The 25,532-nt window shown below is 66.0% G+C and carries 20 protein-coding genes, 1 tRNA gene and 1 pseudogene; 15 read left to right on the top strand and 7 right to left on the bottom strand.

Going from position 1 to position 25,532, the window contains the following annotated elements:
- Positions 1-54 precede the first annotated feature (54 nt).
- Together ACIG3E_RS08440 and ACIG3E_RS08435 are read left to right on the top strand one after the other, a co-directional pair.
- Positions 55-414, top strand: a complete 360-nt coding sequence (locus tag ACIG3E_RS08440; RefSeq protein WP_399612875.1) for an SCO4225 family membrane protein — start codon at positions 55-57, stop codon at positions 412-414.
- Positions 415-530: 116 nt separating this feature from the next.
- On the top strand, positions 531-1,151 hold the full coding sequence (locus ACIG3E_RS08435) for a DUF2637 domain-containing protein (protein ID WP_399612873.1): 621 nt from the start codon (positions 531-533) through the stop codon (positions 1,149-1,151).
- Between the two features lie 110 nt (positions 1,152-1,261).
- Here ACIG3E_RS08435 and ACIG3E_RS08430 read toward each other — a convergent pair whose 3' ends face one another.
- Both ACIG3E_RS08430 and ACIG3E_RS08425 read right to left on the bottom strand, forming a co-directional pair.
- A complete protein-coding gene (locus ACIG3E_RS08430; protein ID WP_399613508.1) occupies positions 1,262-1,747 on the bottom strand; it encodes a hypothetical protein in 486 nt (161 codons plus the stop codon).
- On the bottom strand, positions 1,723-1,941 hold the full coding sequence (locus ACIG3E_RS08425; RefSeq protein WP_399612869.1) for a transposase: 219 nt from the start codon (positions 1,939-1,941) through the stop codon (positions 1,723-1,725). Before ACIG3E_RS08425 ends, ACIG3E_RS08430 begins: the two co-directional genes overlap by 25 nt.
- Before the next feature lie 276 nt (positions 1,942-2,217).
- On the opposite strand from ACIG3E_RS08425, the gene ACIG3E_RS08420 reads away from it, so the two are divergent.
- From ACIG3E_RS08420 to ACIG3E_RS08400, 5 genes are read left to right on the top strand one after another with little or no spacing between them, the layout of a single operon-like run.
- Positions 2,218-4,647, top strand: coding sequence for an ATP-binding protein (locus ACIG3E_RS08420; protein WP_399612866.1), 2,430 nt, complete (start codon positions 2,218-2,220; stop codon positions 4,645-4,647).
- Complete coding sequence (locus ACIG3E_RS08415; RefSeq protein WP_399612863.1) at positions 4,644-6,323, top strand: DEAD/DEAH box helicase family protein; 1,680 nt, start codon at positions 4,644-4,646, stop codon at positions 6,321-6,323. The genes ACIG3E_RS08420 and ACIG3E_RS08415 overlap by 4 nt, the downstream gene beginning before the upstream one ends.
- Positions 6,320-6,955, top strand: a complete 636-nt coding sequence (locus ACIG3E_RS08410) for a hypothetical protein (RefSeq protein ID WP_399612861.1) — start codon at positions 6,320-6,322, stop codon at positions 6,953-6,955. The genes ACIG3E_RS08415 and ACIG3E_RS08410 overlap by 4 nt, the downstream gene beginning before the upstream one ends.
- 28 nt (positions 6,956-6,983) lie before the next feature.
- The gene (locus ACIG3E_RS08405; RefSeq protein WP_399612859.1) at positions 6,984-7,418 is read left to right on the top strand and encodes a very short patch repair endonuclease; all 435 of its coding nucleotides are present in this window, start codon (positions 6,984-6,986) and stop codon (positions 7,416-7,418) included.
- Positions 7,415-8,659, top strand: coding sequence for a DNA cytosine methyltransferase (locus tag ACIG3E_RS08400; protein WP_399612856.1), 1,245 nt, complete (start codon positions 7,415-7,417; stop codon positions 8,657-8,659). The genes ACIG3E_RS08405 and ACIG3E_RS08400 overlap by 4 nt, the downstream gene beginning before the upstream one ends.
- 236 nt (positions 8,660-8,895) lie before the next feature.
- On the opposite strand, the gene ACIG3E_RS08395 is transcribed toward ACIG3E_RS08400, so the two are convergent.
- The 4 genes from ACIG3E_RS08395 to ACIG3E_RS08380 all read right to left on the bottom strand — a co-directional run bounded on the left by ACIG3E_RS08395 (position 8,896) and on the right by ACIG3E_RS08380 (position 16,014).
- A complete protein-coding gene (locus ACIG3E_RS08395) occupies positions 8,896-9,564 on the bottom strand; it encodes a hypothetical protein (protein WP_399612854.1) in 669 nt (222 codons plus the stop codon).
- Positions 9,565-9,874: 310 nt separating this feature from the next.
- On the bottom strand, positions 9,875-10,756 hold the full coding sequence (locus tag ACIG3E_RS08390; protein WP_399612851.1) for a phospholipase D-like domain-containing protein: 882 nt from the start codon (positions 10,754-10,756) through the stop codon (positions 9,875-9,877).
- On the bottom strand, positions 10,732-12,576 hold the full coding sequence (locus ACIG3E_RS08385) for a hypothetical protein (RefSeq protein WP_399612848.1): 1,845 nt from the start codon (positions 12,574-12,576) through the stop codon (positions 10,732-10,734). Before ACIG3E_RS08385 ends, ACIG3E_RS08390 begins: the two co-directional genes overlap by 25 nt.
- A 30-nt stretch (positions 12,577-12,606) precedes the next feature.
- The gene (locus ACIG3E_RS08380) at positions 12,607-16,014 is read right to left on the bottom strand and encodes a helicase-related protein (RefSeq protein WP_399612845.1); all 3,408 of its coding nucleotides are present in this window, start codon (positions 16,012-16,014) and stop codon (positions 12,607-12,609) included.
- Positions 16,015-16,479: 465 nt separating this feature from the next.
- Between ACIG3E_RS08380 and ACIG3E_RS08375 the strand changes: the two are divergent.
- The 6 genes and pseudogenes from ACIG3E_RS08375 to ACIG3E_RS08350 form a co-directional block, all read left to right on the top strand.
- Positions 16,480-16,779 (top strand): annotated as a pseudogene (locus tag ACIG3E_RS08375) (transposase); the annotation flags it as partial.
- 100 nt (positions 16,780-16,879) lie between these two features.
- On the top strand, positions 16,880-17,497 hold the full coding sequence (locus ACIG3E_RS08370; RefSeq protein ID WP_399612842.1) for a DUF2637 domain-containing protein: 618 nt from the start codon (positions 16,880-16,882) through the stop codon (positions 17,495-17,497).
- A 385-nt stretch (positions 17,498-17,882) separates the two neighbouring features.
- Positions 17,883-19,085, top strand: a complete 1,203-nt coding sequence (locus tag ACIG3E_RS08365; RefSeq protein WP_399612839.1) for a DNA cytosine methyltransferase — start codon at positions 17,883-17,885, stop codon at positions 19,083-19,085.
- A 22-nt stretch (positions 19,086-19,107) separates the two neighbouring features.
- Entirely contained in the window at positions 19,108-19,944 is an 837-nt protein-coding gene (locus ACIG3E_RS08360; RefSeq protein ID WP_399612837.1) for a hypothetical protein, read from the top strand.
- A 4-nt stretch (positions 19,945-19,948) separates the two neighbouring features.
- Entirely contained in the window at positions 19,949-20,695 is a 747-nt protein-coding gene (locus tag ACIG3E_RS08355; RefSeq protein ID WP_399612833.1) for a hypothetical protein, read from the top strand.
- A 255-nt stretch (positions 20,696-20,950) separates the two neighbouring features.
- On the top strand, positions 20,951-21,187 hold the full coding sequence (locus ACIG3E_RS08350; RefSeq protein ID WP_399612831.1) for a hypothetical protein: 237 nt from the start codon (positions 20,951-20,953) through the stop codon (positions 21,185-21,187).
- A 267-nt stretch (positions 21,188-21,454) separates the two neighbouring features.
- Here the strand turns inward: ACIG3E_RS08350 and ACIG3E_RS08345 are convergent.
- Positions 21,455-21,527, bottom strand: a tRNA-Arg gene (locus tag ACIG3E_RS08345).
- Between the two features lie 308 nt (positions 21,528-21,835).
- Between ACIG3E_RS08345 and ACIG3E_RS08340 the strand changes: the two genes are divergently transcribed.
- Both ACIG3E_RS08340 and ACIG3E_RS08335 read left to right on the top strand, forming a co-directional pair.
- Positions 21,836-23,440 (top strand): dynamin family protein, encoded by a 1,605-nt coding sequence (locus tag ACIG3E_RS08340; RefSeq protein ID WP_399612829.1) that lies wholly within the window; start codon positions 21,836-21,838, stop codon positions 23,438-23,440.
- Complete coding sequence (locus tag ACIG3E_RS08335; protein ID WP_399612826.1) at positions 23,437-25,353, top strand: GTPase; 1,917 nt, start codon at positions 23,437-23,439, stop codon at positions 25,351-25,353. Before ACIG3E_RS08340 ends, ACIG3E_RS08335 begins: the two co-directional genes overlap by 4 nt.
- The last annotated feature ends 179 nt before the right edge of the window (positions 25,354-25,532 follow it).

Below are 25,532 nucleotides of genomic sequence, written 5' to 3'. Positions count from 1 at the left end.
GGCCGCCGGGCCACAGTGGTGCTCGCCGAACCGGACCGAGCCCAAGGACCCGCGATGCCGCCTGCCTACCGCCCTCGCCGCCGCCTGCGCCGCCTGCTCGCGCTCGCCACGGACACCTGGCTCGCGCGGGTCTACCTCGCGGTGGTCGCGGCGGCGCTGGCGTTCTTCCTGGGGGCCTGGTACGCCGGTCCCGACCCGGGGCTCGCCGGGTTCTACCCGTTCCTCGCCACGGCACCGCTCGGCGCCCTCGCCTTCCTGGCGTCGCTGCCCGCCGAACAGTCCTCACTCACCTGGCTCGCCCCGACCGTCTTCGCCGTCGGCACGGCAGCGGCGGGGCTCTGCAACGCGGCACTCCTCGGCAGCCTCACGCGCGTGCCCGCAGCAAAAAGGGCCTTCCCGAAGGAAGGCCAATGAGGTGCGCCCCCGGCGGGGCTCGCCGCAGAAGGTGGACGGTCTGACCTGGGGGTTTTGACGGGGAAGCTTGTTGTCGAGGGGAGCTTCTGCCCGACGGCCAGGGGGAGGGCGGGGCGGTGAAGCGGTCCGCCGTGCGGATGGCCGCCGACTCGGAGGTGTGGGTTCGGCGCGTGGGGGCTGTGGTGGTCGCTGGGGTTGCGGCGTACGCCTCGTACGTCCACCAGCGGGAGTTCGCGCTGCAGGGTGGGGCGGACAAGACCATTGCGACGCTGTGGCCGCTGTCGGTCGACGGGCTCCTTCTGCTGGCGACGGTCGGTGTTCTGAAGCGGTCCAGGGGCGGTGACCGCCGGTCGCGATGGGTGGTGTGGCTGGCGTTTCTGCTCGGAATCGCCGTCTCCCTTGCGGCGAACATCGCCGCGGCTCCCGCTGTGGCGTGGAAGCCGGTGCTGGTGGCGGGTTGGCCACCGGTGGCGCTGTTGCTGGCGGTGGAACTTCTCTCTGATCGTTCCCGTGGCGAGGCGAAGAGCCGGGTAGAGCAGCAGCCAGGGGAGGGAGATACCGACGATCGCGATCCGCTACTGGAACGTGCCCGGCGTGTGGATGACCGGCATCGGGAGCTGCATCAGCGGCCGGTGTCGGCGGAGTCGCTGCGTAAGGAGCTTCGGGTTGGTGCCGAACGGTCGAGGCGGCTGGTAGCGATGGTACGCGCGAGCTGTAACGGCAGAGCGCGAGCTTGAGTCCCGGCGTACAGTTCGACGGGTCTTCCTCTTCTTTTCTGCCGCTGACCAGCACATTTGCTCACGGGCCGCGCGGAGGGCCGAGTTGCCCTCGACGTGGCCGTTCGCGATCAGTGAGTGGAGTTGGGGGACGGCTTCTGAGCCGTCGAGTCCTCAGCGGGCGCCGGTGATGTCGAGGCGATCGTAGTTGGTGCCCCGAACACGAAGGTTGAGTTCCAGGCGGCCGGACTTGACGCCGAACACACCGCCCTTCCGCTGGGCACCGCGACGACGGAGGCGATCACGACAAACCGGGAATGATCGTCGATGCCGGTCACTAGCTTGCATGACCGCCCATCGGCCAGCGGCACTCCGCCAACCAGGTCCAGCTGCCACAGATGCATCGGCGCCTCACGCTGCCAGCGTCGGTACTTTCGCGGGTGCCGCTGTTCCTGCCGCCGGATCAGGCCGTTGCACGACAGCACGCGGTGGACGGTCGCGCGCGACGGGGCAGATCCCGGGCTGCGGCGGTCGAGCTCATGGGCGATCCGACGGGCGCCGTGCTGCGGGTGCTGCCGACGCAGCTCGCAGATCAGCGCCTCAACATCGGCGGAGATCCGCGCCGGACTGTTCCAAGGCCGCTTGGACCGGTCAGCCAGCCCCAGGATGCCCCCTGATCAAAACGTCGCCGCCACGTGTGCAGGGTCTGCCGGGACATGCCATAGCGGGCGGCAACCTCCCCAATCGGTGACCCACCAAGTACCTCGCGAACTGCGCGGTAGCGGTACTCAGTCAGCTGCTGCTGATCCACGTCCACCCCCTCGGCCCGTCAGCGTACGCGGGCGCGGAGGTCACGGATCGGCCGAGTCTGAACCAGGGCAACACCTGAGTGAGGTCAAGCATCTCCTGACGACAAATGGTTCGACAAGTGATGCCGCCGGAGCGGGCGTTGGGGAGAGCAACATCAACCACTCCACGCTCTCGAAAGCCACGACTGAGTAATCTTGTCGCACACGCGGTGATGACAGCATCGCCAGGGTGCGGGCGGTGACGGTCGGCATCCACGACTGAAGCTGGAGGGGTTTCAGTGTCACTTGGTGCAAGCGAGCCGTACCCGGAGAGCCTGGATCTGACGCCCTCGCCACGGCTCCTTGAGGTGCTGGGCGACATCCCCTACAAGCCATGGCAGTGCCTCGCCGAGCTCATTGACAACGCGTTTGACGACTTCCTCTCCGATGACGCTCGCGATGCCGACGATCCGCCTTACGTCCGTGTCACACTGCCGAAGCCTGGCACCCCCGAAGGCGATGAGATTGTGTGTGTCGCCGACAATGGGCGCGGCATGAGCCTTGAGGCCTTCCAGCTCGCCCTGCGCGCCGGCTATAGCCGGAACAGTCGTTACGGAAGCCTGGGACTCTTCGGCATGGGCTTCAACATCGCAACTGCCAATCTGGGATCCGTGACCGAGGTGCGGACCACCCGGGCAGGGGACCGGGACTGGCTGATCGCTGAAATCAATTTCCTTGAGATGCAGCAGAAGGGGGAGTTCAGGGCGCCTCTGCGTCGTGAAGCCAAGGACGACCCCACGATGCACGGAACGGAGATCACCGTGCATCGGTTGAGGACTGACACTCGAGCCGCGCTGCGCCGCCCCCAGTTGGCTTCCAATATCCGGGATCAGCTGGGCAAGGTCTATTCATATCTCCTTCGCGGCAAGGATGATCTGCCCGAGCTTCCCGGGGTTGACCTGAAGGGGCGCGGTTTCCAACTACTGGTCAACAACACCCTTGTGCGCCCGCGTCGGCCTTGCGTCTGGGACGCCCAGCGTTCGGTTCCGTATCGAGGCTCCGATGTGAAGGCCATCCAACCGATCGATCGTCCACTGTCTCCGGCTTGGGCGTGCCAGGACTGCGGACATTGGCACCGCGTGTCCCCCGAGGCGTGCGTCGAGTGCGGCGGCGGGAATCTTGAACTGCGGGAACGCCGTATCGTCGGCTGGGTTGGGATCCAACGCTATCTACACATCAGCGATTTCGGGATTGACTTCCTCAGGAACGGACGGAAGATCCTCACATCGGATCGAAGCCTCTTCGAATGGGAGAATCCTGACACCGGGGAGACGCTTGCTGAATATCCGATCGAGCTAGGCGCGACGGTGGGCGGACGCATCGTTGGCGAGATACATCTCGACCATGTTCCCGTGACCTATCAGAAGAATGACTTCAAGAGAGATTCCCGCGATTGGATCACCGCCGTCCATGCGATTCGCGGGGAAGGGCCTCTACAGCCAAATAAGGCGAAGGCTCTCGGGTACCCGCCCAATGATAGCCCTGTGGGGCTCTTGTTTAACGGCTTCCGCAGGAATGATCCGGGGGTGAAGTGTCTCGTTCCGGGCGACGGTAAGCGACCTCTTCACGAACTGGCTCGGGAATGGGCTGCATCGTTCCGTAAAGGTCTCGCCGAGTTCCTGACGGATGAAAAATGGTACGAGGCCGCACGGCAACACGACGAGATTAAGCGCGGTCGAACGACAACCTCGGCTGGAGGTGGGACGACTGCGGCAGCCGCTAACGGTGCTGCCGACGGCTCCTCCGAACCGCCCGGTGATCTACTCAGCCGCACAGGACTCGGTCTAGGAGACCACGCCGCGATGGCAACGGGTGGCTCGCCGGCCCCCTCCCAGCCACAGCCTCAGCCGGAGACGGAGGACCAGCGTTTCGCCAGGTATCGCACCGGAGCACGGAAGCTGAATGATCTGGGCGGCGCAGTGTCCGTGGCAATGCTGGGCAAGCGCATGGTCACCGTATATGACACGCCCGTGCCGCTGCTGGACCATTCCGGTCGGTCGACCCCGTGCGTGTCGCACACCCTTCGCGGCAACTCGATCGAGGTTTTCGTCCATGGGGACCACAAGGTGTTCCGGGAGTTCGGGCGGGATCCCCGTGACTACGCGATCATTGAGATAGCCGAGGCGTTGCGGGCCCTGGCCAATACCGACGACAGTGCCGCACGCATCGCTGCTGAGGTAACGGTGCAGTTCCCGGATCAGCGCTTTACCGACGGGGCGTTGCGGGAGCGCGCCAGCGCCCTTCTTGGGCGGGTGAGGGAAGGCCTCCAACGCGTCGGCGCGTCCCGGGCTGACGCCCTGTGGGCAAGCCTGCCGGCTGACGAGAAGCAAGCCGCTGAAAAGCACGCCGCTGGCGCAGACCCCCGGCTGGTGTGGCCTTCGGCCACTGAGAACGGCGACTTCATCGTGCATCTGACCGCGGAGGGCATCGCTGCCATCACCCGCGCCCACCCCGAAGTCGTGATGGATGATGCGGTGTTCTCCACGACTTGGTCGACATGGAACGACCCCGATGCCCGCCATGCCCAGGTTGAACGACTCGGTCGTCTCCTCGAAATCATGGGCTCGTTCCTCAGCAATACCAGCGGTAAGACCAGACTCGATCTAGCCATGATGCGCATGACGCTCGACGTGTTGGAGGAAGAGATCGCCGTCGAGGAGTTGGCGTGAGCTCATCCTTTGTAGCTCCGGACTTCCTGCTGGACATCGGCCCCGCAGCCTTCCTCCGCCAGGTGGAGCGACTGCTTCTGCATATCGGCTTCACCGAGGTGGTCAATATCGACGGACCAAACGATCACGGTGGCGACATTCTCGGGACCCTGAACGGTCAGCGCTGGGTGTTTCAGGCGAAGTGGAAGGCGCGTGGGACAGTGGCACCCACCGCCGTCGACGAGGTCATCAACGCGAAAGCTTTCTACCGCACTGATCGTGCGGCGGTGGTTACTAATGCCCGCTTCGGCCCTAAGAGCGAGGAACGACGCGAAGCGCTGCGCCGGGTGGGGCATCCCATCGAGTTTTGGTCAGGACGCGAACTCGTCGACCTGTACAACAGCGAGCAAATCTGTTCCGAGCGATTGCCGGAACGCCCACTACGCCAATATCAGGCCAAGGCTTTCGAGCGTCTCGTGGAGGACCTTGAGGGAGCGGGACGCGCCCTGTTGATCCTCGCGACCGGCCTGGGGAAGACAGTGATCGGCGGGGAGATCGTCGCCCGTCATCTACGCCTCAAGCCATCGGACAAGATCCTTATCGTCGCCCATACCAAGGATCTCGTTGAGCAACTCGAGCGCGCACTGTGGTATCACACGCCGAAGACTGTACGCACCCAGCTGCTCACCGGCGACCACAAGCCGGACGACCTGCGCGGAATTACCTGCGCCACGGTGGCCACCGCCCTGACCTACGTGCGCAGTGGGTATAGGCCCGCGCTGGTCATGGTGGACGAGGCCCACCATGTGTCCAAGGACGGATACTTCGCCGAGCTGCTCGATCTCCTGGCCGATGTGCCGCGGCTCGGCGTCACCGCCACACCGTGGCGCGGAGACCGCTTCGACATCCGAAACAGCTTCGGAGAGCCCAGCTACACCTTGGGCATCGACGAAGGAATGAGACTCGGCTACCTCGCCGAGGTCCGTTACCGGCTCTTCACGGACAACATCAACTGGGACTTCGTACGCGAGGCGAGCCAGCACGACTACAGCGTGCGAGACCTCAATGCCCGACTGTTCCTACCAGAACGGGATGAGGCAATCCGGGACCGCCTCATCGAGACGTGGGCACAAGTCAAAAGCCCCCGTGCCGTGGTGTTCTGTCGCACGGTCGAGCATGCTGAGCGCCTCGCCGGCCTGCTCAACCAGGTTCCCCAGTGGAAGAACGTGAAAGCAGTTCACGCTGGTCTGGACAGAAGAGAGCGGCAGTTGCGGCTCATGGCCTTCCGGCAAGGTGACATCCCGATCATCACTGCCGTCGACATCCTCAACGAAGGCGTTGACATTCCAGATGTCAACATCCTCTGCTTCGCACGGGTCACGCACAGCCGGCGAATTTTCATCCAGCAACTCGGCCGCGGCCTGCGCCTCCGCGAAGGCAAGAGTCACGTCGAGGCCCTCGACTTTGTCAGCGACATCAGGAGAGTAGCGGCGATCATGAGCCTCCGCGAGCGAGTGTCCGCCGACGTGTACGAGACGCTGCGCCTGGCTCCCACGGGTACTCGCTTTGAGTTCACTGACACCCGAGCCGAGAGCCTCATGCAGGAATGGATCAAGGATGCGGCGAGCTTGGAGACCGCCCTAGACGAACACCGCCTCCAGTTCCCCGATCCCGACGCGTTGCTTGGAGAAGCATGAGCGATATTCCGGAAACGATCCGACGCGCGGTGATCAGAGACATCTATAGAAAAGCAGATGAACTCGGCTGGGACGGCCTCAGCCCGGTAGATCGCACCACTTGGTACAACCGCTGGGTCGACGACGAGGAACTGGGTGGCGTTCTGACCCGTTACATGCCGCGCGACCGCGCACGCATGTGGATCAAGGACGTACCGATGAAGCACTACAACCGCGCCCGCAGCGGGATCGGACCATACGCTGGCCTCGTGGGCAACCCGCTCCCGAGCGCCTACGATATTGCTCGCTATGCGCTGGGAGAGGATTGGGCGGTGTTGAGCGGAACCCTGCGCGAGAAGCCGAATCGATGCCACGTGACGGATGGAAATCACCAGAAATTGCTGATCTGGGGTAATCCGCGCAACCTTAAGAGCCTCGTGTGGGCTGGCCTCAACGCGCGTGTCGACGGACTTCCGGCCCCCTTGGTAGTCATCAGCTTGCTGCAAGGGGAACGTCTCCCCGACAGTGAACGGAGGCGTCACAAAAGACTGTGCGAGCTCGCTGGGCTCGATGTACAGGTGATCACAACTCGGGCAACCCGAACGGCATCAGCCAATCCCGAGGGTCGAACGCACCTGCTGTCAGACGGCTAAGCTCACCAGCGATACTTGGAGGTGCGGTGTGCGTGATCCTGCAGTGACCAGTCGAATCATGGCGGCCGTGCCCAACCGGGACACGAAACCAGAGGTTGCACTCAGGCGTGCACTGTGGCATCGCGGTCTGCGCTACCGAGTCCGCACGACCTTGATCGGCAAGCCCGACATCGCGTTCCCCGGAGCCAGGCTGGCAGTGTTCGTCGACGGCGACTTCTGGCATGGCAACGCCTGGAGGGTGAGAGGACTGGCCTCCTTCGAGACGCAGTTCGACCGCATGAACAATCCGGACTTCTGGCGCGCTAAGCTACGCAAGAACATGACGCGCGACGCGGAGGTCAATGCCGCGCTCGCCAAGGCGGGCTGGACAGTCTACCGAGTCTTCGAATCACGATTGAAACGCGAATTCGACACGGTCGTCGAGGAGATTATCGAACGTGTCGACGTCGGACCGCCCAGATGACGGACAACCCAAATTCAAAGTTCACGCCACTCGAGCCGCGAAACGGAGCCAAGATGCCTCGGTCAGTAGAATTGTTTGCTGGCGGCGGCGGAATGGCCATAGGGATGTTCAATGCGGGGTTCGAGCATGAGCAATTGATCGAGAGGGATCCGCGAGCATGTGCCATTTTGCAGGCGAACGCGGATCGCTCTCCAGCGCTGTGGAAGCGAGAGCATGTCCGCGAAATGGATGTGCGTAATTGGTTGAAGGAAGCCCCTGATCTCGACCTCGATGGCATCGACCTCGTAGCGGGCGGTCCTCCCTGTCAGCCATTTTCGATCAGCGGTGTACACGCTGGCGAGAACGATGACAGGAACATGTTCCCAGCGTCCGCTGAGACCGTACGCACCCTGCGGCCGAAATGCTTCGTCTTTGAGAATGTTCCCGGCCTTCTGCGGCCGTCCTTCAGGCCCTACTACGATTACATCACCGATTGGCTCAAGAAGCCGTCCGTCCGGCCCAGACGTGATGAGCATTGGACAGCTCATCACGAGCGAATCGTGAAGACGAAACGCCCCGGTCTCTCCTATTTTGTCCATCGACAGGTCATCGAGGCTGCGGACCTGGGTGTACCCCAGGCACGCAAACGCGTATTCCTGATCGGGATCAGAAAGGACCTGCCCGGCGCAAAGCGATGGTCCGAAGTGCGACCAACCCACGCCAGGGATCAGCTGCTTCGAGAGCAATGGGTCACTGGAACCTATTGGCAACGACATGGGATCAAGAAGCCAGAACTTCCGGAGCGCTATCGGTCCCGCGTAGAACTCCTCCGCGGCGGAGGCCTTTGGGCGGAGGAGATGCATGCCTGGCGCACGACTCGAGACGCCATTGCAGGTCTCCCGGCCCCCGAGGATGATGTCGAATGCCCCACTTTTCTGAACCATCGGGGCATTCCTGGCGCACGAGTCTATGCCCGCCACAGCGGCGGATGGATCGACTGGCCCGCTAAGACTCTGAAGGCCGGGGTTCATGGTGTTGCCGGCGGAGAAGCCATGATCCGCTTCCAGGACGAGTCCGTCCGTTATCTCACGGTCCGGGAGTCCGCGCGAGTCCAGACGTTTCCTGATGACTATGAGGTTCCCGGCACAAGGACTGCGGCGATGCGCGCCCTAGGTAATGCAGTGGCGGTTGAGGTGGCGGCTGAGATCGGTAGGCGGCTTCGCGTAGTACTTGACGACAAGCCACCAGTACCGAGAGAGTAAACCTTCCCGTACTGTCGTGCGGCGACTGGTATTGAATGCGTGATGTCGTCTTGGGGGAGTGTGCGCGAGTCCGGCGCCGATCGGGCTACCGTCGATGAATTCCCTGCGGTAATGGATCTCCCCCGTGACCCATCGGTATGGAGCAGCCTCAAGCGCCGCTCGGCGGGCCCCGAGCGGCGCACCGCTACGAACACGCCCAGGGACACATCGCGGGAGCGCTCTATGCCGCCCTCTTGTCAGGGGCCAGCTGGCCCCTTGATCGGCTGCTGTCGCCTCACGAGTTGGACAATGCGGCGGGCCAGATCCATGAGATTCGTGATCGACGGTGCTTCAATGATCAGCAATCGCTCGCCGTGCCCACTGCCATCCCCGAAGCCGCATCCGCTCTGGCTCACCAGCGGGGTGAGCCAATGGACCGTGGAGCGCTCGGCCGCGAAGAAGACCACCGGCCGCTCCGACCACGAGTGATCCGAGTAGTGGCTGCGACAACTCGCCGCAGTGAAGCACCCGATCGACGTTAGGGCATACGACAGTCCGGCCACGCCGAGTTCGAGGCCGTCGAGCGGTGGTATGTCCTCGGCGCTCTCATCAATCACGCGAACGAGATTGCTATCGGGGTTCTGCGCCTTGTATTCGGCTGGAAGATACTCGTGTTCCGTCATCTCCAACGCCTTGGCGAAGGCTTCGAAATCGGAATGCGTCCGACTTACCTGATCTACGAGGTCGACAAAACGTCGTTCCTCGTCGACCATGTTGACCGCTTCCTGATAACTCACCTCCCCCATGGCCCAAACTCCGCGGAAGAATCCGTAACCTTCTTCGTCTACGTCTTCTGCATCGGGCATGCCCATCGCGAGCTTCGCCGGAAACCTGGGATCGACTTCGATGTCGACAATGGGAATCATGCAGCACCTACTCGGTCGTCTAGGTTCGCGCAGGAATGGAAAGGTCAATGCGGCGGAGGTTGGCATCGCCAACGTCGACAGTCACTCGCTGGAGGTGAGGAACGATATTCGCATTCCTCCCTTCGGGGTGTGAAGTGGCCGGGTGGCCCAATGGTACCGAAATAGCGGGATAGAACTCTGAGTTGGCGTCCAACGCCTGGTTGGCACTGATCCTTCGTCAGGCAGTGCTGGCGCAAAAGGTCCGTCATCAAGGGACAGGGCAGGGTGGTTGGCGCTCCGCTGGCGGATCGCCAACCACCTGCAGAGTGTGTCAGTGATGTTCTCGAGGTTGCGCGCCAGCGCCGCACGGATTCCTGCCCTCGGTTGTGAGCCGCGCGCTCCTTTCCTCCAGCACCCCACTGATTTGGTCCAACCACAGCGACAGGACGCTTACCTGGGGCCCTTTCAGAAGCACACCAACCTCGGCGTGGGCGCTCGTACCGTGCACCGTCATGTTCGCCGAGCCTAGATACGCGACACGCCCGTCAGCGATCATGACCTTGCAATGGATGCCAAGGGTGGGCTCCTCCCAGGATCTGATAGTCAGCCGCTCGCGATGCCTCATAGTCCCCTTGGTGAGAACCTGCACAGCCTCCAAGTTCGCGCGGGACTGGCGGCCGCCGGGTGAGGTCAGAGCGCGGGTGATCAGCAGTACATCTCCGCCACTCGCGAGCAGCCTCCGCACGTGGGGCAGAAGCGAGCCCATCAGGTCCCGGTGCAGGAACGGCGCCGCGATGACCAGACGCTTCTTGGCTTCGCGCGCTAGGCCGACCAGGGTCTCCGATGTCTCGCGGGGCCGGTGCACGGCTGGCCTCTCACTAACCAGCTCGGACAATGCCGAGCGGAGAAAGGCGGGGACCGTCACCACCAGATCGCACTGGTTCTCGCACAACGCCTCGACCAGTGCCTCGGCTTGTGCAAGTCGGACAACGGCCGTCGGAAGCAGCCGCGACGACTCGTCAACGACCCCGGCATGGCAGAGAACGCCACTCGCGAGTGGCTTGTCGACGACCGACGCCGCCAGCCGCTTGATCAGTACGTGCCCCGGCTCCGTGTCGGCCGCTGAGCTGAGCTGCCGGCACACATCAGCGGGATTCTCCGCCTGCCCGAGGAGGGTGACCAGCGGCTTTAGCGACTCCAGTACGCCTGCCACCGCGTCCTCCCCTCGTTGTGGTCCACATTGCCCACGGCTCCGAAGAGCATGTTGCGGTCGAGCACCGTGTTAAAGCGAGCGCACGCCACCTCCGACATATGGAGGCAGGCGGCGCACGCCGCACCGTCGCGGAAGTTCCGGCACGGCGGGTCGAACATGCAACGGGAATCGGTATCGAGCTCCTCCAGGGCGTCCCTGAGGTCGTACCGGTAGACGTACTCAAGTCCTCCGAGGGTGAAGTCGCTTCGGGTGTTTGCATAGAGGAGGAAGGCTCCGCGCGCCGGGAAGAGGTACTCCGCCATCGAGTCCGCGTGCAGCCCGCTCCGGCTTGCCAGGGACTTCATGGCGCGGTGGGCGAACGAGTGGACGAGGCCGAGCACCGCATGCGAGATCTCGTCTTCCGGCTTGTGAAACAGGTCCACGATCGGCTGGACACGCTCGAACAGCCAGCGCTGCGCGTCCGCCTGCGTGTCGATACCCCGAGCGTCGTCGGCGACACCACTGTCCACCAGCCACCTCACCATCTTGACGAGGTCGAGCTGGAACAGCAGCGCCTCCGTCTCGGTGCGCACCCCGTACATCGGGAAGCGACCGTTCTTGAGTGGGTCGAAGAATCGGAACGCGACTGGTGTCTGCCCACGCTTGGTAGTGCGGATCGCGGTGGCGTCCTGCCGGGAGTAGCCGGCCACCACGAATGCCATGGGCAGCTTCCGGATCAGGGTGACCTCGGACAGACCGTACCGGGCGAACAGTGAGCCATACCTGTTGTACTCGGTTACGAGAGGGTCCCCGTCGAACTCCTTCACCAGCTCGTCCGAGGTGAGCTCGGAGGCGTTGCGGGCGAGGGTGTACTGGAGGCACTCCTCGCCCAACGCATCGATCACCTGCTCCTTTCGCCCCAGACGGTCGACGCGATCCCCCCACTCCTCCGCCGACAACTGGTCGTCGCGCCGCTTCTTGGCGGCGCGCTTCATGATCTCGTCATACATGGGGTCCCCACGGTCAACCCCTAGCCGAGCGGCGATGTGTTCGGCATCGTCGGCTGGATCTCCGACCTCGTGCCCGCGAACGGCCTGCTGCAGCCCATCAACTCCGGGTGGAAGGGTGCCGAGGGCTTGGGCGACGGCAGCCCGGTGCACCGAGTCATTGGACAGGTCCCGGTAGGTGTCGCGCGTCGGAGGGTTGATGAGGGTGATGTGCTGCGGGTAGTGCGCTCTGGACTGCGGAAGTCGCACGAGCTCCGCGCGAGCCGATCGGCAGGTGCCACACCAGTTCGCCACGGGGCGGCCGGGCTTGACATTGCAGTGCGTACATTGCCAGAACCAGCGGCTTGTGAAGAACGCTTTCGTGTTCCGCAGCGCCATCGGGGCTCGGCACCCGTTGGGGCACCCGGGGGCGGTCAGCTCTCTCAGATGTCCACATTCGTGGATCTCGGCCCACGGGAACTGATCCATTGGACCATGTCCATCGCAGCGCGGGTGATCCCCTGTGCGGACGGACTGAAATCGGCCGCACTGTTTACACAGAAAGGTGTTCGGGAAGCGCTCAGCCTGGAGAGCCTCGGCCTTGATGATCTCGAATCGCCCTTTCTCGACGATTTCAAGTTCCGGGCCGTTCGAACTTCCTCGGAACTCGCGGACGAAGGGTCGGATCAAGCGGCGCAGCTGCGGCTTCGCCCAGTCCTCAGGAATGTCCAGATCACTGGTCTGCCGCGGCGGTCGGCCGATGACGGTCGCCTTGGCCGACCAGTTGTAAGGCTGTCCGGGCATGTAGCGGAAGAGCGCCTGGATGTTGCTTCGGCTCAGCTCATCGAAAGTCATGCAGATCTCCACTCGGATGGTGGTGGCCCGTCAGAGCTGGCCGTAGATAACGATGGGCTCTTCGATGTCACGTAGCGACATGGGAACCGGTGGATTCAGCAGGTCACCGAGCTTGGCGTCCGGATCGGGACGGAGAGCGACCGTGTCCCGCAGGTCGTCCACCCACTTGACGATGAGGTCGCGATGCATCTTGTGATACACGCTGAGCGCATGCACCCCGAATCCCTCAGCCAGATCACGGATCAGAGGGTTGCGCTCGATATAACCCGACTCTATGGCCCTTTGAAACTCGCCGGCGCTCGCGAGGCTTTTCCTCCCCCTGCCCCCTGTCACCCAGCCCCGGTCGTAAACTTGGAGGACCCATGCCAGGAGGCCGCCAGGCATGACACGGTTGAGCACGGGCAGTGACTCCCGGTTCACCGGAACCTTGTGGACCATCCGGTCGAGGTAGCGAATCCATTCCGCGTAGTACCGGTACACGCTGGCGTCACGGTCACGCGTCGGGTTGATGACGTTGATCACGAGTCCCGGATACTTGCGTCCGACCCGCGCCGATGCCTGGATGATCTCAGAAGCCTGGTTCGGGGTCCCCATCACGGCCATGACTCCGAGCCGGTCGACATCAAAGCCATGGCCAATGGCCTTCGTCGCCACCACGACCTTGACGCGGGATTCCGGGGCTTTCGGCGGGTCGACGAGTCGGCGTACAGCCGCCTGGATCTCGCTCGTCGTAGCGTCGGAATTGATCACCACGAGGTTCTGGTCGGGCGCGACTTCCTGGACCCGCTGGTCGCGAGCGAACGAGGTGAGGTCCTCGATCCTGAGACAATAGGCGGTCAGAACCTCATACAGGTCCTCGCCCATGTCCTGGACCAGTTGCACGACGCGCGGGTCGGCGGCGTCGAGTCCGGATTCGGTAGCAACCTCCTCTGGGCGGCGGCGCATGTCCTCGACCCATTCGGCGTGGGCAACCGCCACCTCCCGGGTGGCCGTGATCATCGTGCCCGCCCGAGGACGAACGCCGACGTATTGGCGAAGGGGGTCGCCCGGCCTTGCGGTCGCCCAGAAATTCTCGCCCGCGCGGGGGCCGGGAACGGGGAAGCGGTGCGCCTGCCGCTTGTACAAGTGGTCCACCTGGCGCTCGTAGCCCTCGATGGTCGCCGTTGCGCCGACGATCTGGAAGGGAGGCCTCCTCAGTTTGCGGTTGATCGCGTGGAGGAGCGTCTCGTACATGCCGTCGAGCGCGCCGAGGCTTTCCTCAAGGAGATGGAGCTCGTCAGCGATCTCCAGTCGGAGCCCACCGAAACCTTTGCCAACCGCTTCGCGGCGTTCCTCACAGCGGAAGACAGCGCAGAATCTCGGATTGGCTCCGTAGCCGTGCCGTGGGCAGCGGGAGTGGGCACGTCCCAGGAGAATCTGGAAGTTTCCATTGATGGCGAGCAGCGCCAGTTTGTCGACGGTGCCCACCAACACGGAGGGCGCGTTGCGGTAGATGTCGTCGTCCACGCTCCAGACGGGAAGTGGCCCAGCCATCTCACACGTCCCATTCGGGCAGATGTGGCGCATGGTGTGGGATTCCTCGTCGTAGCGCACATGAAGCCGGGTGCGGCACAGCGGACAGCTCTCCAGGACACGGCAAAGCTCGATGACCCGCGGATCATCGGGGTTGGCGCCGAATCGGTACCGGGACCGGGGATCGGGCCGGGACAACTTGTTGGGGGTGTTGGTGCTGCCAACGAAGTAGCCGAGCCCGAACGGTGCTCCCGCCGCGATCTCGGGGATACCCTGGCGTACGAGCTCGGCGTTGAGGACCGCTTTCGCGAACCGCTCGGCCTGTTGGAGGGCAAGGAGTCGCAGCGGGAACCGCGCCCATACCTGGGAGCCTGCGGTGACGCCGGTGTAGCGGCCGTAGAAGAGAGTGACCAGCATCAGGCCCAGGTACGCCTCGGACTTGCCGCCGCCGGTCGAGAAAGAGAGAATCTCCACCGTCTGGTGGGACTCCGGGTCGAGCACCCCGGGCAGGCAGCCGATGATCCAAGCGATCTGGAAGGGCCGCCAAGTGTCGAAGCCGTTCGCCGCACGCCGCATGGACTGGTTCGCCGCGACGAACGCCTTCCGGATGTTGTCGTGCGACTCCAGGACCTGGACACCCGCGCGCAGCCACTTGACCTCCGCCCGAGCACCGGCGGCCGCTTTCTCCGCCTCGCCGCAGGCACCAGCCCCCCATCCGTTCGCGACCGCGAGACGATCGAGTGCCTGGGAGGACCACTCGCGCTCGACCCAGGTATCGAGCAGGTCCACGAGGCGGCGGGCCGTTCCTACTGGATCATTCTCGAACGCCTTGAACCGGGCATCAATCGTCTCCGACTCTCCCTCGCGGCCCTCGATGGTTAGACGTGGATGGACCCGCGTCGTGGGCTCGCCCGCGGCGAACTGAGTGCGGAGGGTCGTTACTCCGTCTTCCCCGTGGGTAACTCGGACCGGGCAGGCATGACCGAGTGCGGGGATTTCGCGGTCGTAGCGATAGGAGTGGGCAACCTGCTCGAGTTCGTAGTCGAGCACGGGAACCGGACACTGAGCGGTGAGCTCGACCTCGTAGATCCGGGTCTCGGTGTGCGCGGGGTCTGCCGCTCCCACTCCTTCCTCGGCGCGCTGCGCGAGAGAAGGAGTGGTGTTGACGACGAGGAGGAGCAGCTCGTGGGGCTCGGCAGCGGACCGCGCTTCCAGGTGGACGGCGGCGCGGAAGGCCGGTGGCGGTACCTCACCTGGACTGGCGAGGTTGGCCGTCGAGTAGCGCTGCCACGCGGCGTCGTCGACGAGGTCGGCGTCTCCCGGGAGAGAGCCACGTACCGGTCGGTAGAGTTCGTCTTGCGGGACAGCGGCAACGGCTTGCCGAGCCGCTTCGGCGATGGCTTCCTCGATGTCCTTCGGCCTGGTCTCACCCGGGCCTACCGCCAGCGTGAACGGGACGGGCCCGACATGAACCTTCCGCCAGACCGCGGCGAGTTTGTATCCCCGATTGTTGGCAGGGGCACGCCCGGCGGGGCTGGCGCCGGGGGTGCCGGCGTCCTCGACCTCTCGGCGCTGCTCCTCAAGCGTCGGATGGAGCCCAACATAGAGGCTGAAGGCGACGCTCCCGCGAATTTCGCGAGGAAGCTCGCTGGTGCGGAATGCGAACCCCTGCGCCGGCGGGGTGATCTTCTCTCGGAAGGCCTGGCGACCCGGCTCGGCTTGCTCACGGATCTCCGGCTCACTGGTCAGCATGCCCAGCCACAGGCGCTGCTTGGGCTCTTCGAGAATCCGTGTCCCGATCGGGAGCGTGGAACCGGTCGCACGTCCGACGATGCGCCGAGACAGGGCCGCGAGGGCGGCATCGTGGACCTGCGCGTCGCTGCGGGCCGATACAGGGCGCGACGCGGTGTAGACGTGCGATTTCATGGCAACTCCAGCGTGAGGTAAGTGCTTGATGAACCGGCCCTATGGGCCTGCGAACGCGTCCGGGGTGTCCTCGCGCGTCCAGGGAAAGAAAAAGCGCAGTACTGGATGCCGATATGAAGTTGTCAGAACCGGCAGCCGTGCGCCCGTTCCGCTGAAACTCTACGCCACCCAAGGCAGTTAGCACACACAAGTCACCAAAGTGCCTGTTCAGGGCAGGTGTTGGCAGACCGCTTGCCCATGTCGACCGCCACTGCCTCCGCAGCCGGTCGAGCGTGCGAACGGTGTGCTCATGCCTCAGCGAACGAACGCTGGTGGCAGACCACGGGCAGGAGATGGCGGCCCCGGCCAGGCACTCAGGCAGCGGCCGCAGCGCGACCGAACCCGAATCCACTCGTAGCCCTGGCCATGCGCAGCCGCTGAGATTAGGGCACGCGCTGCCTGCGGGAGGGCGCTCAAGGGCGGCCCAAAACCGGACGGAGCCCGGTCGACCGTGGCCGGCCGGGCTCCAAGCACCAGGTGATCTGCGATGCCACCGGCATCCCGCTGACAGTCACCCTGACCGGCGGCAACCGCAACGACGTCACCCAGCTCATGCCGCTGCTGGCGGCGGTGCCGCGCATCCGGGGCAAACGCGGGCGACCCCGCCAGCGGCCGAAGGCGATCTACGCCGACCGCAGCTACGACCACGACTGCTACCGCCGCCAGGGCCGGGCGAAGGGCATCAAGCCCGTCATCGCCCGCCGCGGCACCGCCCACGGCTCCGGGCGGGACGCCACACAGAAGGTGGACGGTCTGACCTGCAGGTCCTGGGAGGGAAGCTCGTCATTGAGGGGAGCTTTTGCCCTACGGCGCGGGGGAGGGCGGGGTGGTGACGCGGTCGACCCCGTGGTGGACGTCGGATACGGATACCGATACGTGGATCCGGCGTGGTGGAGCTTTGGCGGTGGCCGCAGTCGCGGCGTACGCCTCTTATGTGCACCAACGTGAGTTCGCTCTGCAGGGCGGGGCGGATACGGTGAGCGCCGGTCTGTGGCCGCTGCCGGTTGATGGACTGCTTCTGCTGGCGACGATGGGTCTGCTGAAGCGGTCGGACGGCCGTAGCCGCCAGGCTCACTGGGCGGTGTCGTTGACCTTCCTGCTCGGCATCGCGGTCTCCCTCGCGGCCAAGATCGCGGCCGCGTCTGCGCTGGCCTGGAAACCGGTGCTGGTGGCTGGGTGGCCGCCCATCGCCTTGCTGCTCTCGGTTGAGCTCTTGGCCCACCGACGATCGGCCAGAACGCAGGTGAGCACCGCAGTGGGGCGCGTGCGCAGGGTGGTGACCGAGAGGAGCTGGATGGCGATGATCCACTTCTGGAGCGTGCTCGGAGTGTGGATGTGCGGCATTGGGAGCTGCATCAGCGTCCGGTCTCGGCCGAGTCACTGCGCAAGGAGTTGCGGATCGGTACGAAGCGTGCGCGCCAGCTCGTGGTTGCGGTGCGTGTAAGCCGCAGCGGGGCAGCGTAGAGGGTGAAAGCATAGAACGCAGGCATTACCTGGAAGCTCTTAGTGCCGCGGTTCTGCTTGCGATCAGCAGGAGTGTGTTCAGGCCTCTTCTGAAGCGCAAGGAGCGTGCGTAGCTGGTGAACCGCGCTGTGCGCCTGCCCGGTGGCTCTTGGGTGTGCCTGAGTGCTGTTGGTCACACATTGGTGATGTGCGTCCCGCGCTCAGCGCGCCGGATACCCACCCTGCGGGCACCGTACCGACGGGCCCGCGGGGCGCGGGACGTTTGGAACACGTCCGCTCGTCGGCTCTGAAGCGCTTCCCGATGCGTTCGGGCCTGGTGTGTCAGTCTCCTATGACAGGATCTCGCCGTGAGTAATGTGCAAGACGTGAGCCAGCAGCCCCTACGAGTCGCGGCGCTCTTCGCCGGCGTAGGTGGCGTGGAGCTTGGCCTCAAGCGGGCCGGGCTTCAGACCACGCTCTTGTGCGAGGTGTGGGACCCCGCGAAGGCGGTCCTCACGAAGCAGTTCCCGGACGTACCGCTCGCACCCGATGTACGGATACTCGAAGCACTGCCCGAAGACATCGACGTCGTGACCGCGGGTTTCCCCTGCCAGGACCTCTCGCAGGCAGGCCGGACAGCGGGCATCGGCGGCGAGCAGTCCGGGCTCGTGTCGCACGTCTTCCGCCTGCTCGACCAGCACCACCCCCGTTGGCTCGTCCTTGAGAACGTGCGCAACATGCTGGTACTCGATCATGGCAAAGCGATGCTCTACTTGGTCCATGAGCTCGAAGCCCGTGGCTACTCATGGGCCTATCGGCTCGTCGACTCCCGATTCGCGGGCGTGCCCCAGCGCCGCCAACGCGTACTCTTCGTGGCCAGCCTCACCGAGGATCCACGCAACGTCCTTCTCTCCGACGATGCAGGCGAGCCTGAGGACGAGGGGCGCTTCAGAACGGATGCTTACGGCTTCTACTGGACCGAGGGTCTCCGTGGTCTCGGGTGGGCGCGGGACGCCGTACCGACGATCAAGGGCGGATCGGGTCTGAGCATCCCTTCCCCGCCCGGCATCTGGATTCCTGGCAACCCCCCGGGCCATCGGATCGTGACGCCGTCGATCACGGACGCTGAGCAGCTCCAGGGCTTCGACAAGGACTGGACCCTGACCGAGGCGACGGCCGACCAGAAGAGCGGACGCGACCGCTGGAAGCTCGTCGGCAATGCGGTCACTGTCGGTGTCTCGCGGTGGCTCGGCGAGCGTCTGCTCGACCCCGGCGAGTACGACGAGTCCGAATCCGACCTGATGTCCGACAAAGCCAGGTGGCCTACTGCCGCTTGGGGCCGGGACGGCAAGAGGTGGCGTTCCTACGTCAGCATGTGGCCGCAGCAACGTCCGTACACGCATCTCATGGACCTAGTTGACCGGGCCGGACTCACGCCGCTGAGCTACCGGGCCGCAGCTGGCTTCTACTCCCGTACGCAGAAGGCGAAGCTGAAGTTCGACGAGGACTTCCTCGTCGACATGAAGCAGCACGTCGAGCTGATGGATCCTGCCAACAAAGCTCCTGTCGGTGCCCATGGTGAAAGGTAGGGTTCCCCCGGGAGGGTGAGCCTTGGACGCTGTAGACATTCTGGTCAGGAGCTTGAGCAAGCCTGTCGACATCAAGGGTGAACTCATGCAGTACCACCCCCGGAGCGATCGGCACTCGAAGATCGCCTGCTGGGGCATCATGTTCGACTTGTTGCAGACCAGTGGTTTGCTCCGCAACCACGTCGAGTCGGGGAAGGTCGTATTCGGCATCAACCACCGGATGACCGACTACGTGAACCACAAGCACAAGGACTTGGACCTGGTCCTGTGCCGGCCCGGCACAGGACCAAGGCCGAAGCGCAGGCCCTACACGCTCGACTCGCTGGCGCAGAAGTACGGCGTTGAGCTCACTGCTGACGAGCAGGCTCGTCTCATGACTCTTCCTGTCCTTACCGAGGCGCCCGTCTCCAGCGTGCTCGTCGCGCTGGAGGCGAAGGCGTGCATGACGGAGCACGGCAAAGCTGGGCCTCGGCTCTACGACGAACTCAACTCAAGCCATCAGATCGTCCACGGCTCTTCGAATCAGGCACTTTCCGTGGGCTTCTGCATGGTAAACGCGGCGACGTCCTTCTACAGTCCCACCAACCGGCACAACGGCAGTGGCGCCAACGAGCACAATCAGCCCCGCGCCACCGAGAAGGCGATCGAATCCGTTAGCCGACTCCCGCGCCGCAGTGGGACGAACTCGGTGGGGTACGACGGCTTCGGGATCGTCGTTGTTGACATGCTCAACGACGGCGAGACTCAGGTCGACCTCGTCACCTCGGCTCCGGCCCCACAGCCCGGGGACATCTTCCACTACGACTCGATGCTCCACCGTGTGGCCCACGAGTACGACGCAGCTTTCAGGAGCATCTGAGTCCATGACGACAGTGAGCAAAGCGACAGATTTCAACGCGTTCCTGGACGTCCTGGATGTGGAACCCCGGCCACTGGCGACCCAGCCCCAAGGCATAAGGAACAGCTACGCCACACGTTTTGCGAACCGCCTCGCGGTACTGTTCGCCAATTCCCTGCGTAGCACCTTTGAGGGCATCCTGCCCCGCCCTGACGGCTCGGGCCAAGAGTCACGTGCCCGAACCGCGAAGGGCTACAAGAAGCTGGACGTCAACTACTCGACTCCGGAACTAGGCCTGGGCCTCGGCGTCTCGCTCAAGCACATCGGCTATCGGGACGCAAAGACCAAGCGCTACACCAAGAACTACACACGGAACGACAACGAGCTCCGTGCCGAAGCCATGGACTACCACGAGCGTCAGCCGTACGCGGTCATGATTGGCGTGCTCTTCCTCCCCTACGACGCCTGTGACGATTGCAGCGGCAAGAAAGATCCGTCGTCCTTCGGGGCTGCGGTCAAGCACTTCCGGAATCGTGCAGGCCGGAGCGCCGTGGATGCTCCCCCCGACCTCTTTGAGAAGTTCTACATCGCTCTGTACGAGCACTCCGGGGAGAAGCGCGGGAGCCTGGACTTCTACGATGTAGACCGGCCGAAACCGCCTTTCGGTCGACGTCCGTACCCGGACGAGGTCCTCTCATTCGAGCAGTTCGTCGAGGACGTCATCGAGGTCTACGACTCAAGGAATGCACCGCCCTTCGAGTGGGCTGTCTGACACGAGCCCCCAGCTCATGGTCCGGTCGTTCCCACTGCCGCACGTCCCGCCGGCGCAGGGGCGACCTACCCGCTCATGGCGCGAACCGACGGCCACCGTGCTGCTTGTGGTGGCGTCGTTCGACATGGCAGGTACGGAACTACGGTCGCGCACAAACGGACGTAGCTGAGGCCGAACTCGCCGGAGTCAAGGCAGGGAGGAGTCGTTCGCGGTCTCACCGTGTAAGGGCAAACGGATTCCGGCAGTCTGAGGGGCATGAAAGCCGAGGACAGCGCCAGCGGGAGCACACGTTCCAGTCGGAGGGCAGGGCGTCCGCTGGCCTTCCGTTATGAGATCCGTGTCGTGTATGGCCCCGAGGGCGAGGAACTGGCCCGGCAGCAGGCCGCGGTGGTCCGGGACGTGCTGATCTGGATTGCCGAGCACCGCCGAGAGGGCAGCGCGGAACCCGATGTCGAGCACGCAGCGGCACCGCCGCCAGGGCATGACGCTTGAGCGGTGCATCCCGTGCTGCAGGCCGAGCGCCCTGACCAGATCGTGGTCACGCAAAGTGAGAGGTGCTTGCTGGAGTTGCCCCCCATGACTCGAACCTGCGGCGGCTCCACCACGCGAACGGGGCTGTGGGGTGGCCGTCTACCTGCGACGATGCTGGACAGATCAGAATGGCCCGGCTAGCTCATCGCGGACGTGTGGCATCGCCAGTAGGCCAGAGGTAGACCGTATGCCGCATCTGGCCTGCGAAAACACAGGCAGTAACGGTAGCGCCCCCGGCAGGACTCGAACCTGCGGCCAAGTGCTTAGAAGGCACCTGCTCTATCCACTGAGCTACGGGGGCCGGGTGGTGGCCGGTGGCCTGGAGCCCGGTGTGGGGCCGGTCCGTGACCTTGCCGGGGTCAAGGATAGGGCTCCCGGGTCCTTGTCCCTGGTGCTTCACCTCCGCACCGTGATGTGGAGGTTCGGTGAAGCGGTCCTGATAATCGCAGGCAGGTGCGAATCTCGCAGCGCTTTTGGCGCCTGGCGCCCCGGGTGTTGTGCACTCGTTATGCCTGTGCCCCACTCGTCCCTTCCGTCACGTGTGTCCGATCGGCGCGCAGGCGTGCCCATATGCTTCAGAAAGCCATCAAAATTGGGCATTCTTCGTATGTGGTGACCTTGGACGTACGGCCTCAACTGCTTGACGCGCTTTCCACCCTGCGTGAGCGTGTCGCCGCCGCACGCTTTCCGCTCCCCCTGGCGGGGGCGCCACGCGCGCGTGCCAACCGGGACGAGCTTCTGGCCCAGCTCGACGACTATCTGGTGCCCCGGCTCAGGGCCCCCGAAGCACCCTTGCTCGCCGTCATCGGCGGGTCCACGGGGGCCGGGAAGTCGACGCTCGTGAACTCCCTGGTGGGCCGTCAGGTCAGCGAAGCGGGTGTGCTGCGCCCCACGACGCGCACACCGGTACTCGTCTGCCATCCGGAGGACCACCACTGGTTCGCGGGGATGAGGGTGCTGCCGGACCTCACGCGCGTGTGGGTGCCCCTACAGGACGGCGAGGACGGCGCGAGGGACGGCGACGGCAGCCGCGTGCTGCGGGTGGAGACCGCCGACACGCTCCCCAGAGGGCTCGCCCTCCTGGACGCGCCCGACATCGACTCCCTTGTCGCCGAAAACCGCGTCCTGGCCGCCGAACTCATCTGCGCCGCCGACGTGTGGGTCACCGTCACCACGGCCGCCCGCTACGCCGACGCCGTGCCCTGGCACCTGCTGCGCACCGCCAAGGAGCACGACGCCACCCTCGTCACCGTCCTCGACCGCGTGCCGCACCAGGTCGTCACGGAGGTGTCCCGGCAGTACGAGGCGCTGCTCGCCAAGGCGGGCCTCGGCGACGTGCCCCGCTTCACCGTGCCCGAGCTGCCCGAGTCCGCGGGCGGCGGCGGACTGCTGCCCGCGACCGCCGTGGCGCCCCTCCTGGCCTGGCTCGCCGACCGCGTGCAGGACACCGCGGCCCGGGAGGAGGCGATCGCGCGCACCGCCCACGGAGTGCTCGGTTCGCTGAACTCCCGCATGCCCGAGCTCGCCGGTGCCGTCGCCGCCCAGCACGCGGCCGCCCTGCGGCTCACCGCCGCCGTCGACGAGGCGTACGAGGGCGAGCACGCGCGCGTACGGGAACGGCTCCAGACGGGCGCCGTGCTCGCCGGGGACGCGCTGAAGCGCTGGCGGGCCTATCCGCTCGACTGCGGCCCCGGAGAGCTCCTGGACGCCGTCTCGGCCGGTCTGGAGACGCTCCTGGTGTGCGCCGTCACCGCCGCCGACGAGCGCGTGGACGAGGCCTGGCGCCGCGAACCCGCCGCCGGGCTCCCCAGCCTCGTCCCGCGGCGCGAGGACGGCGCGGAGCACCGCGTCGGGATGGCCGTGCGCCGCTGGCGGCGCGTCCTGGAGGAGTACGTGGAGGACGAGGTCCGCGCGCTCGACCGCGTCGACAAGGGCGCCCCGCCCGACCCCGACGCGCTCACCGCGCTGCTCGCCACGGCCCTGCTCGGCGGTCGCCGGGCGCGCTCCGCGGGGGAGACCCTCGCCGAACGCGTCGGCGCCCACGGCGCGCTGCGCCTGCGCGACCGGGGCGGCCGACTGCTCACCGACTACCTGGACACCGTCCTCGGCGCGGAACGGGAGCGGCGCCTGGCCCCCCTCGACGCCCTCGGCGTCCACCCCGAACCCCAGGCCGAACTCATCGCCGCGCTGTCCGTACTGCAGAAGGAGAGGTGACCGCGGTGACCGCCGTCACGGATCACACCGACCACGCCGACCGGCCCGAAGACCGGGCCTCCCGCGCGCGGGAGGCCGACGGCATCTGGGACGACGGCCTCATCGCACGGCGGGCCGGAGCCGGTGGCAATGGCTCTCCTGGGGATGACGATTCGGCGGGCACGGGCTCTATGAGGACGGGGGACAGGGGCGCGACAGGCGACGAAAGCTCGTCCGCCTGCGGCACGTCCTCCCCGTACGCGAACTCCTCCGGCTACGAGAAGTCCTACGACAACGACGGCCCCTACGAGGCCACCGCCGAGGCAACCGCCCTCTACGAAGGGCCGCTGCGCGCCCGGCTCGACGCGCTGCGGGAGCTGATCGGCCTCTCCAGGACGCGCCTCGACAGCGCCACGCTCGCCGAGGCGGGCCGCGTCCTCGACGAGGCGGCGGCCCGGCGGCGCCTCTCCGACCGGCACACCGTCGTGGCCATCGCCGGGGCCACGGGCAGCGGCAAGTCGACGCTGTTCAACGCGCTCGCGGGCGTGATGATCTCCGAGACCGGCGTCCGCAGGCCGACCACGGCCGCGCCCATCGGGTGCAGCTGGACGGACGGCGCGGCGGGCCTGTTCGACCGGCTCGGCATCCCGGGACGGCTGCGCAGAAGGCCCCTCCCGGGGACCGACGCCCAGGCCCTGGAGGGGCTCGTCCTCGTCGACCTGCCCGACCACGACTCGGCGGCCGAGGACCACCGGCGGCACGTGGACCGCATCCTCCGGCTCGTGGACGCCGTCATCTGGGTCGTCGACCCGGAGAAGTACGCCGACGCGGTCCTGCACGAGCGCTATCTGCGGCCCATGGCGGGCCACGCCGAGGTCATGTTCGTCGTGCTCAACCAGACGGACCGGCTCCCCGGGGACGCCGCCGACCAGGTGCTCGACGATCTGCACAGGCTGCTCGACGAGGACGGCATCGCCCTCGGCGAGCACGGGGAACCGGGTGCCGCGGTGCTCGCCCTGTCCGCGCTGACCGGCGACGGCGTCGGAGATCTGCGCGAGGCGCTCGGGCAGTTCACGCGCGAGCGGCGCGCCGCCGCGCGCCGCGTGGAGGCGGACCTGGACGCGGCGGCCGCGCGCTTGCGCCCGGTGTACGCCGCCGACGCGGGGCCCGCCGTCGGCCGGGGGCGGGTCGGGCTCAGCGAGGAGGCCCGCGAGGAGTTCGCCGACCGGCTCGCCGAGGCCGTGGGCGCCACGGCCGTGGGCCAGGCCGCCGAGCGCGCCTGGCGCAGGCACGCCAACAAGGCGTGCGGGACACCCTGGCTGCGGCTGTGGCGCTGGTATGAGGCGCGCCGCTCGCCGTTCGGGTCGATCGTCGCGCCCGTGACCCGCGCCCCCGTCGACGAGGAGGCCACGGCACGCGCGCGCGTGGAGCACGCCGTGCGCACGGTCGCCGACGAGGCGGCGACGGGGCTGCCCACGCCCTGGGGGCAGGCCGTGCGGGAGGCCGCGGCACGCGGCGCCGAGGGGCTCCCCGAGGCCCTTGACGAGCTGGCCGTGCGGGCCGGGCTGCCACGGGGGCGGCCGCCCAGGCCCGGCTGGTGGCCGGTCGCGGTGTTCGCGCAGGCGGTGATGACGCTGCTCCAAGTCGTCGGCGGGCTCTGGCTGGTGGCGCAGATCGTGGGGGTCGCGACGCCGAACCTGGGCGTGCCCGTGCTGCTGATGCTCGCGGGCATCCTGGGCGGCCCCGGCGTGGAGTGGCTGAGCCGGATGGCGGCACGCGGACCCGCGCGCCGGTACGGCTTCGAGGCGGAACGCAGGCTGCGGGAGGCGGCCTCGGGGTGCGGCCGGGCACGGGTGCTCGACCCGGTGGCGGCGGAGCTGCTGCGGTACCGGGAGGTGCGGGAGCAGTACGTGCGGGTGGCTCAGCGGGGGTGAGGGGCCGGGCCACTGGGGGGAAGTGGCCCGGGCGGGAAGTGGCCCGGCCGGGAAGCGCCGGGGAGCACCGCTGGAGGCCGGGAGCACCGCGGGTGGAGGCCGGGAGCGCCGCTGGAAGCGGAGGGCCTCCATCGGGTGACGGAGTTGTCCACAACCCGTCGGTACGGCACAGCGCTCAG

The organism is Streptomyces sp. NPDC053474 (genome assembly GCF_044544845.1).
Taxonomy (GTDB): domain Bacteria; phylum Actinomycetota; class Actinomycetes; order Streptomycetales; family Streptomycetaceae; genus Streptomyces.
Note: the sequence above shows the minus strand (reverse complement) of the source record. Positions and strands in the feature narration are given on the sequence as shown.